Source organism: Stieleria marina, from assembly GCA_007741555.1.
In the GTDB taxonomy this organism is placed as follows: domain Bacteria; phylum Planctomycetota; class Planctomycetia; order Pirellulales; family Pirellulaceae; genus K23-9.
In genome coordinates this window covers 7,833,298-7,846,913 of the sequence record CP036526.1, presented here as the reverse complement: position 1 = coordinate 7,846,913, position 13,616 = coordinate 7,833,298, and the positions used below count along the sequence as shown (strand labels likewise).

At 54.2% G+C, this 13,616-nt stretch carries 9 protein-coding genes; 4 read left to right on the top strand and 5 right to left on the bottom strand.

Going from position 1 to position 13,616, the window contains the following annotated elements; genetic code table 11:
- Positions 1–97: 97 nt before the first annotated feature.
- The 3 genes from K239x_RS27765 to K239x_RS27755 all read left to right on the top strand — a co-directional run bounded on the left by K239x_RS27765 (position 98) and on the right by K239x_RS27755 (position 4,217).
- Positions 98–925 carry a ParA family protein gene (locus tag K239x_RS27765; RefSeq protein ID WP_145421746.1) on the top strand — a complete coding sequence of 276 codons (828 nt, stop codon included), beginning with the start codon at positions 98–100 and terminating at the stop codon, positions 923–925.
- A 443-nt stretch (positions 926–1,368) separates the two neighbouring features.
- Positions 1,369–2,688 (top strand): citrate synthase, encoded by a 1,320-nt coding sequence (locus tag K239x_RS27760; protein ID WP_145421743.1) that lies wholly within the window; start codon positions 1,369–1,371, stop codon positions 2,686–2,688.
- Positions 2,689–2,750: 62 nt separating this feature from the next.
- Complete coding sequence (locus K239x_RS27755; RefSeq protein ID WP_419189473.1) at positions 2,751–4,217, top strand: NupC/NupG family nucleoside CNT transporter; 1,467 nt, start codon at positions 2,751–2,753, stop codon at positions 4,215–4,217.
- Positions 4,218–4,221: 4 nt separating this feature from the next.
- Here K239x_RS27755 and K239x_RS27750 read toward each other — a convergent pair whose 3' ends face one another.
- From K239x_RS27750 to K239x_RS27735, 4 genes are read right to left on the bottom strand one after another with little or no spacing between them, the layout of a single operon-like run.
- On the bottom strand, positions 4,222–5,628 hold the full coding sequence (locus tag K239x_RS27750) for a hypothetical protein (protein ID WP_419189472.1): 1,407 nt from the start codon (positions 5,626–5,628) through the stop codon (positions 4,222–4,224).
- A 38-nt stretch (positions 5,629–5,666) separates the two neighbouring features.
- Complete coding sequence (locus tag K239x_RS27745) at positions 5,667–7,118, bottom strand: sulfatase-like hydrolase/transferase (RefSeq protein ID WP_473163556.1); 1,452 nt, start codon at positions 7,116–7,118, stop codon at positions 5,667–5,669.
- A 33-nt stretch (positions 7,119–7,151) separates the two neighbouring features.
- Positions 7,152–8,567 (bottom strand): DUF1501 domain-containing protein, encoded by a 1,416-nt coding sequence (locus tag K239x_RS27740; RefSeq protein WP_145421740.1) that lies wholly within the window; start codon positions 8,565–8,567, stop codon positions 7,152–7,154.
- A gap of 6 nt (positions 8,568–8,573) precedes the next feature.
- Positions 8,574–11,366: a PSD1 and planctomycete cytochrome C domain-containing protein gene (locus tag K239x_RS27735; RefSeq protein WP_419189471.1), complete on the bottom strand. Its 2,793-nt coding sequence runs from the start codon at positions 11,364–11,366 to the stop codon at positions 8,574–8,576.
- A 193-nt stretch (positions 11,367–11,559) separates the two neighbouring features.
- Between K239x_RS27735 and K239x_RS27730 the strand changes: the two genes are divergently transcribed.
- On the top strand, positions 11,560–12,564 hold the full coding sequence (locus tag K239x_RS27730) for a threonine ammonia-lyase (protein ID WP_145421735.1): 1,005 nt from the start codon (positions 11,560–11,562) through the stop codon (positions 12,562–12,564).
- A gap of 94 nt (positions 12,565–12,658) precedes the next feature.
- Here the strand turns inward: K239x_RS27730 and K239x_RS27725 are convergent, their stop codons facing one another.
- The gene (locus K239x_RS27725; RefSeq protein ID WP_145421732.1) at positions 12,659–13,546 is read right to left on the bottom strand and encodes a polysaccharide lyase; all 888 of its coding nucleotides are present in this window, start codon (positions 13,544–13,546) and stop codon (positions 12,659–12,661) included.
- Positions 13,547–13,616: the final 70 nt, after the last annotated feature.

Here is a 13,616-nt window from a genome sequence, read left to right as displayed (position 1 = left end):
ACTCGTTTCGACGACTCAATTGACCGCTCAACCTGGACGGTCCTCGCACAACGCTCCTGATCACTTGTCGCTGAACCAAACCTAAGGAATCAATCCCATGCGCTCGATCGCCGTGATCAATCAAAAGGGTGGCGTTGGAAAAACCACCAGCAGCGTCAATCTCTCAGCCGCACTGGCAGACGCTGGAAAACGAGTTTGCCTGATCGATTTGGATCCGCAAGCACACGCATCGCTCCACCTTGGCATTACCGCCATGGATGGCGAGATGACGACGTACGAAATGCTCTGCGGTGACGCCTCGGTCGAACAGACGCGCCGGCAAATCAACGACAATCTTTTCATCTTGCCCGCTAACTTGGATTTGGCGGCTGCCGAACTGGAACTGGCAGGAGAGGTCGGTCGTGAAATGATCTTGAGAGACAAGCTGCAGGAAGATGATCAAGAGTACGACTACTTGATCCTGGATTGCCCGCCCAGTTTGGGTGTACTGACGATCAATGCCCTGGTCGCCGTAACGGAAGTGTTCTTGCCGCTGCAGCCCCACTTTTTGGCCTTGCATGGGCTCAGCAAACTCCTCAAAACGATCGAGCTGGTTTCGCGGCGCATGAACGCGCACCTGAAATTGACCGGTGTCATGCTGTGCATGTACGACAGCAATACAAGATTGGCCGCCGAGGTCAGCACGGACATCGACGAGTTTTTTCAAGCCAGCAATGGCCGCCGCGAGTTTTATCGTGACGCAAAATTCTTTGACACACGAATCCGCCGAAACATTCGTCTGGCCGAAGCACCCAGTTTTGGGCAATCGATTTTTCAGTATGCCGGACAAAGCAACGGTGCGCACGATTATCGCGCCTTGGCCGACGAAATCATTGAACAAGAAATCGCGATGATGCAGCCACGAACCATCCGCGCTGCGGCCTAGTTAGCTGCGGCCTATTAATCGATTGCTTGTCGAATCGGACGCCTTGCCAACGATGTAAACCGCTCCGCTAGCCAGGCAGGGCGCTCTGGTAGGCGTGTTCTGGTAGGCAGGGTACCCGCAGCGATCTGTCTCGGATCTCGGCAATTCTTCTGAGGACTCAGCTTGCCGCTGACGACACTGGACGGTGAGGTCGATTTGACGCAGGGGTGAGCCCTGTCGATCGGGCCCACTTCGTCGAACGTGTTGGGCTGTTTTCGCTTGCGTTTGGGACGCTCTTCTGTGTTCCTTCAGCGGGGATCGTCTGATTGTCGGCTTCTAGTCGTGCCGCTACACTGATTGAAAGCGTTTCTGGCACGTATTCGTTCGCTTAGCGGGGCGATCATAAGGCCGTTATTGACGCTTCTTTACCCACCCAGCATCGATCTCGCCCCCCGGAACCGCAGATGACTTCGACAGTTAACTTGGACGTCCAAAATGCCGGTACAGTTCAAATCAAATATGGCGACCAGGTAATCGAACTTCCCGTGGTGGAAGGCAGCGAAGGCGAACGTGGAATCGACATCAGTTCGCTCCGCAAAGAAACTGGCTTGGTCACGCTCGACGAAGGATTCGTGAACACGGGCAGTACCCGCAGTGCAATTACGTTTCTCAATGGAGAAGAAGGCGTCCTGCGGTATCGCGGTTACGCTATCGAAGAACTCGCCGCGAACTGCGATTTTGTCGAAGTCGCTTACTTGCTGATCTACGGCGACTTGCCCAACGAAGCTCAGATCAAAGAGTTTCGCGAAGGTATCCGCGATCATACGATGATCCACGAAGACATGCGGTCGTTTTACAACGGGTTTCCGCGTGATGCTCACCCGATGGCGATCCTGAGCAGCGTTGTGGGTGCCCTGTCGACTTTCTATCAAGACAGCATGGATCCGGCCGACAAAGAGCAGGTCGAAATTTCGATCTATCGGCTTCTGGCCAAACTGCCAACGATTGCGGCCTACAGTTACAAGAAATCCGTCGGCCAGCCGTTCATGTATCCGAACAACAGTTTGGACTACTGCGAAAATTTCCTCCACATGATGTTCGCCACGCCGGCAAACGAACACATGGTGGATCCCGACTTTGCCGAAGCGTTGAACCTGTTGCTGATCGTCCACGCGGATCACGAACAAAACTGCAGCACGTCGACGGTACGAATGGTCGGCAGTAGCAACGCCAACTTGTTTGCGTCGATATCCGCTGGCATCGGTGCTTTGTGGGGACCACTGCACGGTGGAGCAAATGAAGCTTGCGTGAACATGCTGGAGCAGATCGCCGCCGATGGGGGAGATGTCGAAAAGTACGTTCGCATGGCAAAGGACAAAACCGACGGTTTCCGCCTGATGGGTTTTGGTCACCGTGTTTACAAAAACTTTGATCCACGGGCGACCATCATTCGTAAGAGCTGCGACAAGTTGTTAGCCAAGCTGAATTTGGACGATCCATTGTTCAAGATTGCTCAGCAGTTGGAACAAGTTGCTTTGGAAGACGATTACTTCAAAGACCGTAACCTGTATCCCAACGTTGATTTCTACTCGGGCGTCATCTACCGAGCACTGGGCATTCCCGTTCAGATGTTTACGGTCTTGTTTGCGATTGGGCGACTGCCAGGTTGGATTGCTCACTGGAGCGAAATGCACAGCAGTCCTTCGAAGCGAATCAACCGACCGCGACAGATCTACACTGGATCGACCGAACGAGAGTTCAAGCCTCTGTCCGACCGCAACTAGCAGGCGCCGACCTCTATCAGCAGGCGCTGGTCGCCAAGTGCTCTCCCGTTTGAAGGCTCCGCATGATTGCCAATGTCTCTCACTTAAATGCCATCAGCTTGCTGGGCATTTTTGTGATGATTGGCATCGCCGTCGTGCTTAGCAGTGATCGCCGCCGTATTTCTTGGCGTCTGGTCACCATGGGCATTGGGCTTCAGGTCGCTCTGGCCGCGGTGTTTTTCAATTCGCAGACCTGGACGTTTCCCAAAACGTTTACGTCGTATCAGCAGCTTGTCACGCAGGCCGACGCCACGGCCTCGGTGGCGGGCCGTTTTGAAAACGACGTGCTGACCGTCGGTGACTTGCAAACCGCCGTCGACGAAGAACGCTTTACGATCAGCCAAGTCGACGAACAGATCGCCGGCGGTATCGAATTGCCCCGGTTTCGAAACGGAGTGGTGTTCTATGTCGTTGAGTCGTTTTTCAGCGTTATCAAACGAAGTGTCGAAGCAGGAACCGGGTTCGTCTTTTCAGCCAATCCTGATGGGGATGCTGACGACAATCAAACGCATGCCCGTGCGATCCTGACGACCTTTGCTTTTGGCGTTTTGCCAACGGTCATTTTCTTCGCGTCCCTGATGAGCGTGCTGTACTACTTGGGGGTGATGCAGCGATTGATTCGTCTGATGGCCTGGGTCATGCAAAAGACTTTGCGAGTCAGCGGTGCCGAAAGCTTAGCCGCCGCTGCAAATGTATTGGTAGGACACACCGAAGCTCCCCTGGTCGTGAAGCCCTACATCGCATCGATGACTCGCAGCGAATTGAATGCGCTGATGGTCGGCGGTTTTGCCACGATTAGCGGCAGCCTGATGGCGATCTTTGCCAGTGTTGGGATTAGCGCCGGTCATCTCCTGACCGCATCGATCATCTCCGCGCCAGCAGCTTTGGTATTGGCAAAGATCCTTCAGCCCGAAACCGAAACGCCTCAAACGGTCGACGCCGCCGAAGCAAAGATGGAACAGAACGCCACCAACCTGTTGCAAGCTGCCGCCAACGGAGCCAGCGAAGGCTTGCAGTTGGCGCTGAATATTGCTGCCATGTTGATCGCGTTTTTGGCGCTGATCATGTTCATTGACATTCTGCTGCAAGGCGCAGGCGGGCTCGTCGGCCTCGATGTATCCTTGGCCAAAATCTTTGGAACGGTCTTTTATCCTCTCGCCTGGATCATGGGGATCGAATCCAAAGACTGCTCGATCGCTGGCGACCTCCTGGGCAAGAAGATGGTCATCAACGAATTCGTAGCGTATCTGCAATTGCTAGGCGAAGATTCGCAAAGTCTGAGCGAACGAAGCAAAGTGATCCTGACCTACGCACTGTGTGGGTTCTCCAACTTTGGAGCCATTGGAATCCAGATGGGAGGCATCGGTCCCTTGGCGCCTAATCGCAAAAACGACATCGCGCAATTAGGTCTGCGAGCCATGATTGGCGGCATGCTTGCGTGCTGCATGACCGCCTGCGTCGCTGGTGTGATGTACGGCATCCTTCGGTAACTGATTACTCAGCCAGTTGCTGCATCATCGAGAGCAGTTCTTTGACGATCAGTTCCGACGCGTCTTTCTGCACGCGATTCGTTCCCATCCATGTTTCATAACCACCTAGTTTGTGCTGCCTTGGCGTTGGTAGGTAACCGCGGGAATCGTTGGCCAGTTCAATTGTGAACATGTCTTCCAAGGGAGCAAGCGTCTTCAGCTCAAGTCCGATTTCCGTGATCACTTCAAATGGGATCGACGCAATCGCTAGATCTCCGATTCGCATCGCCTGCAACGGAACGACGTATTCATCGGGGCCTTCCAGCAGAGCTTGAACGCGATCGGCATAGGTTTTTTCGTGGCGGTGGTAGGCAAACTTTTCATTCTCGGGGACCTTTAAGTTTGCAAAGTACGCCTGCATGGCTTCGTCCGGCTTACGAACCTTTAACGTTAGTTCGCTGCGTCGTACGCCAAGTGGCACCCAGTCTCTGAACGAGATATTCGCGTGTGCTTCGGCGACTTTCTTTGCGACCTTCTGGGCGACTTCGTCAATCTTCTCATACTTCTCATAAGTTTGCTTCGGGTCGCGAGAACTAAAGCGAAAGTCAATGTTGTTGACGTCGCCGCTGGTACCGTTGGACATCATTCCCACGAACGGCGAATCGTCTTTAGCGCCAATCATGGGGCCAATCGAATCGGCAAATACACCAAAGTAGTCCGCCGAAACATCGCCTCGCGGCACGCCGCCAACATAGTGAAGCGAATAGTTCGCCAACAGCGCGATCGGCGTCCCGTTGGTGGACTGCACGCTGATGAATGAAATTTCAGGATCGACGGGCCCCGCCGGAGCGACCAGTGTCGGATGGTTGCGTGGCGGATTCATGCGAACGGTATCGACGCCACCAAAGGGATTGGTTCGGTGTTTGGCTTCTTTGATGTACCAACGTCGGTTGTTCAGCTCTGATGACTCGTCGATACCGCCCCAGCCGATACGTGCTGGCTGTAGGTTTTTGTTCGCCGCCAAAACAGCCTCGACGATTCCCTTGGCGATGATGGGCGAGTACTTCGGCGACGTCGACACGCATGCCGAATGGGTATGCGTTGCGGCCATCAGTATTTGCTCCGCGTCGATATCGCTTTTGGCTGCAATCTCCGAGCGAGCCTGGTCGTAGACCTCTTTGACAATTCCAACGTTGTCACATAGGACGAAAAACAGTTTTGTTTCGCCGTCGTCCAGACATAAGCACCTGGCATGCAGTGCGTCGTGGATATTGCTGGCCGGAAAAGGTGAAAAGCTGCCGACGACTTTCTCGCCCAGCGGTGGCGTGATATCGGCAATGGCAGCGCCGGCTCGAAAGGCACGTTTGTCTTCGGCTGGTGATGGCACCGCACAGCATACGACGAGCAACAAAAGCAGGATCTTGGTAGGCATTTGCATTGATCAGCTTAAAGGTTCAAAAACAGGAAGGTCTAAAAGTCGCGAAACGGACCGCGCGGTTCAGCGTCGTCCATTTCACTGAGCCAAGCGTGGTATCGTTTTTTGAGTCGGTCGAGGATTTTGGGATGCTGTTGCGACAGGTCGTTCGTTTCGCCAATGTCCGTGTCTAAATTGAACAGACCTTTGGACTGTCCTTTCACGACGACCCATTTCCAGTTATCCACGCGGGCACCGATTGAATCTTTGCGTTTCCAAAACATCTCGGTGCGTGGCGAAGGCTGGCCGTCTCGCAGTGTCGGCCACCAATCGAAACCGTCCAGTTTATTTTGCGACGACAATTCCGCGCCCGACACAGACGCCAGGCTCGGGACGATCTCCAGACTGGTCAAGAACGCATCGTTAACCCCTCCGGCCGGAACGTTGCCCGCTGGCCAACGCACCAAGCACGGCACGCGAATACCGCCTTCCCAGGTGTCGCCCTTCTTTCCATGCAGCGGCGCATTATCGCTTCCGCCGCCGCCTCCGTTGTCAGAAAAGAACACGACAATTGTGTTGTCCAGCAGCCCCTTTGATTCGATGCTTTGGATGATTTTTCCGATGGATTCGTCCATGCATGTCACGGCAGCACGGTAGTCGCGCGTACGGGCCTCCTGCGTCACAACGGTCGCGGGGGCGGCATAGCGATAGCGATCTCGGACGCGAAACTCGTTTTCAACAGGCGGGTACATCTCCTTGTACTTCTCGGGAGCCTGAACAGAGGAGCGAATTTTGGGATCCAGGGCCGATGAGCCATGAGGTGCGTTGAACGGAAGGTACAAAAAGAACGGCGCCGTGCCGGCGTGTTCATCCAGAAAGCGTAGTGCTTCGCGTTCAAACAGCTCCGTGCAGTAAGTGCCTTTGTCTTTGGTCGTCGGCGTCAAATTTCGATACATGCTTGGCACGCCGTACCGTTCGTGCGTGTAGTAGTCGACGCCTGTGTTAACGAACCCGTAGAAATCATCGAAGCCACGCGAAGTTGGCAAGTATCGCTTGAGTGTGCCCAAGTCCCACTTACCGAAGATGCCGCTTTTATACCCGGCGGTCCCCAAGACCTCCGGCAACAGCGTCTCTCGCAAATCCATTCCGCCGATGCGTTCAAATGAAACTTGATACTCTTCGTGCGTGTACTTGTGCCCATAATCAGGCGCTTCGTTGCGGATCATGTCGTAGATCCCGTTGCGCTGTGGGTAACGTCCCGTCAACAGCGCGGCACGCGACGGCGTGCAGGCAGGCCATGCGACATAAAAATTCGTCAACCGCGTGCCTTCTTTGGCAAGCCGATCTAGATTCGGAGTGATGATGCCGTTTCCCAGAACGCCCAGATCGTTGTATCCCTGATCGTCGGACACGATTAGCAAAACGTTGGGAGGGACGGCATCGGACGTCGCGGCACACCAAGTCGTGAGGAGGCAAATTCCTAGCCAGGCAACGGAGGTTTTCGTCACTTCAGGTTTCTCTTGTTGGAAAATACAGCGGCATCACGCAAAGATGTCATCGGCGACGACACCAGCGACATCCGTTAGTCGAAAATCGCGACCCGCGTATCGATAGGTCAATCGTTCGTGATCCATGCCCAGCAAGTGCAAAATGGTTGCATGAAGGTCGTGGACATGCATTTTGTTTTCGACGGCGTAGTAACCATATTCGTCGGTTGCGCCATACGCGTAGCCACCTTTGACGCCTCCGCCAGCCATCCACATCGTGAAGCCGTGCGGATTGTGGTCCCGTCCATTGTTGCCTTGCGCAGTGGGGGTGCGGCCAAACTCGCCGCCCCACAGAACCAGTGTGTCTTTCAGCAGCCCCCGAGCTTTCAGATCAGCCAAGAAGCCAGCGATCGGCTTGTCCACTTCGACCGCGTTTTTGGTATGCCCTTTGTACAGATTGCTGTGCTGGTCCCACTGCACTTCGCTATCACTGTGCGTCACTTGCACAAACCGCACGCCGCGTTCCAGGAATCGGCGAGCGAGCAAGCATTGTCGTCCAAAGTCTTCGGTGATCGGGTCATCAATCCCGTACATCCGCTGAGTGAGTTCGGTTTCGGATTCCAAGTCCTGTACCTCGGGCATCGTCGATTGCATTCGAAACGCGAGTTCAAATGCATTGAGTCGCCCTTCCAACGCTGCATTGCGACCGGCGACCGACAAGTGATCGCGATTCATTGCAGCGATCAGATCCAACTGACGTCGCTGCATCTGGGGATCGATTCGCTCGTTGCGAATGTGTTTGACCTTTGCTTTGGACGCGGACAAGCTGGCGTTGCCAATCGGCGTGCCCTGGCAATATGCCGGCAAAAACGCTGACCCCCAGTTGTTTACACCACCATGAGCCAGCGTTGGACAAATCGTGACAAATGCCGGCAAGTTTTGATTCTCGGTTCCCAGTCCGTAGGTCACCCACGACCCAAGACTGGGGCGGACAAACTGGTCGCTACCGGTATGCATTTTCAGAAGTGCGCCACCGTGAGCCGGGTTGGTGCCATGCAGGCTTCGCAAAACGCAGAGGTCGTCGACGTGTTTTGCGACGTGCGGAAACAGTTCGCTGACCGGCAAACCACTTTGACCAAACTGCTTGAATTTCCAAGGCGATTTCAGCAAATTGGATTGCTTGGCGAACGTGACTCGAGGCAAATCAAATGGTAGCGGCTTGCCATCGTCACGAGTCAGCAAAGGTTTGGGGTCAAACGTATCAACGTGCGACGGACCACCTTTCATGAACAAGAAAACAATTCGCTTGGCGCGTGCCGCGATGTGCGGAATCTTCGCCGCCAACGGCGATTCGACCGGAGCTTCAGCCTGTGCCTGTTCGTGCAGCAGCGAGCTGAGCGCTAGATGGCCAAATCCGATTGCTGACGTTTTTAGCAGTCTTCGTCGCGATTGCAATTCATGGGTGTTCACGGATGACTACCTAATGAAAATGAATTCGTTGCTGGCAAAAAGACTTTGGCTGAGAAGCGACCAAGCTTGATGCAGTGCATTGGCATCAACGCTATCCGACCTCGTCAATGATCGTGATGTGAGGTCGTCGACAAAGTGAATCGCTCGATTCGTTTCGTCTTTCGTCGCAGCACGTCCAAACGCGGTTTGGTAAGCCAGATCGATTCGTTCTGCATCGGTGCTTCGTGACGAAATCAATTGCGTCGCAAATTCGTCAGCTGAATCGGCCACCAAATCGGCGTTCATCATCAGCAACGCTTGCGGAGCCACAACTGTTGCGCTGCGTGTGCCCGTTGGCATCGTTGGATCGGGGAAATCAAATTGCGCAAAGAACGAATACAGGTTGTTGCGAATCACTGGCAAGTAAGCCGCTCGCCGAAGTGAGTCGTACTTGGTGTGATCGACCGACGTGTGATTGAATACAAATTGCCGATTGCGAAGTGGCACCGTTTTGCCACCCAAAGTAGCGTCCAGTCGGCCAGAAACGGCCAGGATTGAATCGCGAATCAGTTCGGCATCCAAACGCTGCATCGGAAATTTCCAAAGCAGATGGTTCTCTGGATCGACGGCAATTCCCGATTCCTCATTGCCGGTAGATTCCATCTGGTAGACGCTGGAATTCATCAGCAGTCGGTGCATTTCTTTGGTGGACCAGCCAGACTGCATGAAATACCGTGCCAAGTAATCCAGCAATTCTGGATGCGATGGACGCTCGCCCAGGAGTCCGAAGTTGTCGGTCGAACCGACGATGCCACGGCCAAAATGCCACGACCAAATTCGGTTGACATACACGCGGGCCGTGAGGGGATGCTGCGTGCTAGCCATCCACCGCGCGAGCTGTAAACGTCCACTTTGGTTCGCTGGAAAGATTGGACGCACGCTACTGGTACGCATCACTTCGGGGAACTCGCGTGCAACGGGTTCGCCAAAATTACGATGGCTGCCGCGAATGTGGATGGGCAGTTCGCTGACGACCGTCGCGTCAGTGACGCTCATCGCCGATGGTAGATCGTCCGCGTTGCTTTCGGCGATACGGGCTGCTTCCATCAATTCGTCATAGCGACGCAGTTGGTCGGCATTAAAAGCAAATTCGGGCTTTGCCGGAACAGCCAACAGCCCGGACGGATCGTCTAAGACGGCCAGGACTTCATTCAAAAGTTTGTCGCCGGTGCGTTTTGCTTTGGGATCCTTTTTGCGGGCACTGGCCAGTGCAGTCGTCGCATCGGCGAAGAGGCGGGTGTAATGAACGCGAACCGATTGGCTCTGCGACGCTAGGTCATGCCATTTCACCAAGACAGCGTCGCTGCGGTGGTACTCCAGATGCAAGCGGCAATGGTGCAAGATCCGCGGATGCAACCCGTGCGGTTCAGCGATGGAAGCAACTTCGTTTAGCGAAGCGGTCGATTTAAACTGAGTGGCGGCCACCAAGTATTCGACCGCTGCGTCTCGAGCACTTGCGCGTATTTCTGCGATCACTTTGTTTTTGAACGAGCTCGCGGCCTTTTTCTTTTCCGCAATCGATGCGTCGACCTTGGCAATCTGAGCGGTCTGTTCGTCATTGGCAAATGTGTGTTCGTTCCAATGCATGATCGCACCTTGTTTGGAGTCTCCAAACGTCTTGGTGCCTTTGAAAATTGCCGCCAACGCGTAGTAGTCGCTCTGTTGGATCGGATCAAATTTGTGATTGTGGCAACGAACGCAGCCAAACGTCATGCCCAGAAACGCTTTACCCATCGCGTCTAGCTGTTCGTCAATCGTGTCCATGACCAGTTTTTCACGATCGGGTTCTGCAAGCACCTTGGCGCCCAACACCAAGTAGCCTGTCGCGGTCTTGGTTTCTTGGTTGGATTCAGGCAACAAGTCACCTGCAATTTGTTCAATCAGGAAACGGTCGAACGGTTTGTCATTGTTCAGTGCGTCGATGACATAGTCACGGTAACGCCAAGCGTTGCCGAATGCCAAATTCTCGTCCAAGCCATTCGAATCGGCGTAACGTGCGACGTCCAGCCAATGCCGTCCCCATCGGACACCGTATTGAGGCGAAGCGAGCAGTCGTTCGACCAGATCGGCAAAAGCGTTTGGCGAGTCGTCGCTCACAAAGGCATCAATGTCTGCGGGAGTCGGCGGCAGTCCTGTAAGATCGAACGTGGCACGGCGGATCAAAGTACGGCGATCGGCTTTTGTTGCCGGCGATAGGTTGGCAGATTCTAGTTTTGCCAACACAAAGGCATCGATGGGTGATTGGCCCCAATCTTTGTCAGCGACGGTCGGCGGCGACGGATTGCCGACACTCTGAAAAGCCCAAAACGATCGCCCATCTTCAACACTCATCCCGTTCGGCTCATGCCCAGTTGGCGTGCTTGCTTCGCGGGGATCAGGAACGCCGATCTTGATCCATTGCTTGAGCGTTTTGATTTCGCGATCGTCTAGTCGCCCCGAAGGAGGCATTTGCAAATCGTGATTTTTGTAACTGACCGCTTCGATGAGCAGGCTGTCATCGGGATCGCCGGACGTGATCGCCGTTCCCGAGTCACCGCCTGTGAACAGTCCGTCGCGCGAATCAAGGGCCAGGCCGCCGTCGGTTTCATTACCGCTGTGACATTCGTAGCAGTGTTTGACCAACAAGGGACGAACGTCTTTTTCAAAGAACGCGAGGTCTTCTTGGCTGGGAGCCTCCCCTGACCAAGCAACCGACGATCCGCAGCCAATCAAGCAGGCAGCGATCAGCAGACTCGCACGCAGTTGAAGAGATTCGTTCACGCTCAAAATGGACGGAAAGGAGGGGCGGATTCCAGCAACCGTTCAAAAAGCGCAGCCGGGGGCCACGCAGTCGATGAGGGTAGAATCGGGGGCAGGATTAAGGTGGGAGGTGGCGGACACCACTGCTCCAGTCTAACGGATACGCTGTAGACCTCCAAAGATTGGTTGCTTCTTTTTTGTAGTTTGAATGACAATGATGTTGAAAATCACAACGATTGACGATGTTCGCGCCGCACAGCCCATCATCCGGCAGCATTTTTCTCCGGCTCCACTGATTCGCTCCTACGCTTTGGAAAAAGAACTTGGGCTTGCCGATGGTCGCCGCGTGTGGCTGAAAGACTATGGCTGGACACCTGTTCGATCCTTCAAATTGATGGGAGCGCTGTGCTGGATGGCGCATCATGCCAGTTCAATTGGTGATCGACCCGTCGCTGCAAGTTCGTCGGGCAATTTTGCGTCAGGCATCGCCTACGCCGCGATGACATACAACAAGCGTGTCATCATCGTGATGCCTGATGATGCTCCGCAAACGAAGTTCGATCTGACACGCAGCTTTGGAGCTGAGGTTCGCACTTACGAAAAAGCGACCGATCATGTGACTGGTGCCCGCGAACAAATGACAAAGGAGATCGCTGAGCAACTAAACGGCGTGCAAGCGTCTCCGTACAACGATCCGCACGTGATTGCCGGTAACGGTGTCGGCGGGCTAGAAATTGTTGAACAGTTGCGCAGCGAACGACGAAGCCTTTCGCATTTCCTTTGTCAGATTAGTGGCGGCGGATTGATGGCCGGGCACGCACTGGCGATTGGCAACGAATTTCCCGTTGCGAAAATTGTCGGCGTGGAACCATCGGGGGCTGATGACTTTGGTCAGTCACTTGCCGTTGGCGAGCGCGTCCGGTTGGAATGTCCCGAAAGCATTTGCGATGGTCTGCTGTCGTATGACGTAGGCGAATACAACTGGCCGATTTTGAAGCAATATGTTTCGCACAGCGTTTGTGCTGCGGACATGGAAACTCGCCAAGCCATGAAGTGGCTTTACGATCATCACGGTCTGCGAACCGAACCGTCTGGCGCCATTGCAGTCGCTGCCGCGCTGACCGGCAAAACGGATCTGTCCGGTGAAGGCGACGTGGTTCTGGTCATCAGCGGTCGCAATGTCGATCAAGACGCATTCGCGAATTGGATCGACATTTAGATGATCGCTGTCGTAAGACTCGCGAGCAATATACTCGTGAATCTTTTGTTTTTACGCTGCAGGCCAGCAGGCGGAGCGTGCTCGGCCGGGTGGCTCAATCAACGGCGACGATAACAAAATTGTCAAAGTACGCGGTCTCGTATTTTGATGTGCGCCAGCTGTAGCCACCACCAAAGAACGTGCTGAAGTAGAGTTTGTCGATTCCGATCGAATTCGTCTTGCGATATTCGACGTCTTGTTTGTCGACGAGCAAAACATCGTTTAGCCAAATTTGGAGAACCCCGTTGCTGGTTCCGACATCATTCATTTTGATGCGCTGGGTGATGTCGTACCACTTGTTTGATTTTAACATCGTCAAATCACCGTCGGGATCTAACCAAGGTGTTTCGTCTTCGATGCGGCCATCATTGTCGGGACCGGATCGGCGATACTTTGCGTACGAAATGGCCGGCGAAGTTTTCTGTTTGGGGCTGCCGGGATTTCCGGTATGAGTGGTGCGCCACATCATGCGTGTCGTCCAGCCGTTGTATCCATTAGCAGCGACGTTGCCAGTCGGCGCCGTGCCGCCAGCAAGTCCCGGCAGTTTGCCACCTTTGACAAAATCAAACCCGCGTTTGAACTTCACGCTGTAGCTGAGCAAAACTTCGTCATACGAATCGTTCAGTTCCATGATCCACTGAGCGCCAGTGTTCTTGGTTCCATATTTGCCTTTGGGGTACTTCACTGCCAAGCTTCGTCCGGATCCTCCGTAGGCTTGGTAGCCATCGACGATTTTTACTCGTTTCTCTTTGATGCCGTCTTCCCACTGTGGATCATTCCAGTCCGCTTCCCAGTGGTGCTCGCGATAGGTGCCGGTGAACTGGTGATGATCAAAGTCGTTGGAGTAGATGATCTGTGCGCTGGCCTGTCCGGCGGTGATCGTGGCCGCGACGGCAATGCCGACGATGAAGGCGGCCCTATAAAAAGAGCGGTCGAATTTCATGATGTATCCCGTGTGCATGCTGTACAGCCAGTCAGGTAACTGGCATCAAGTTGTGCACGGACGCTAATTC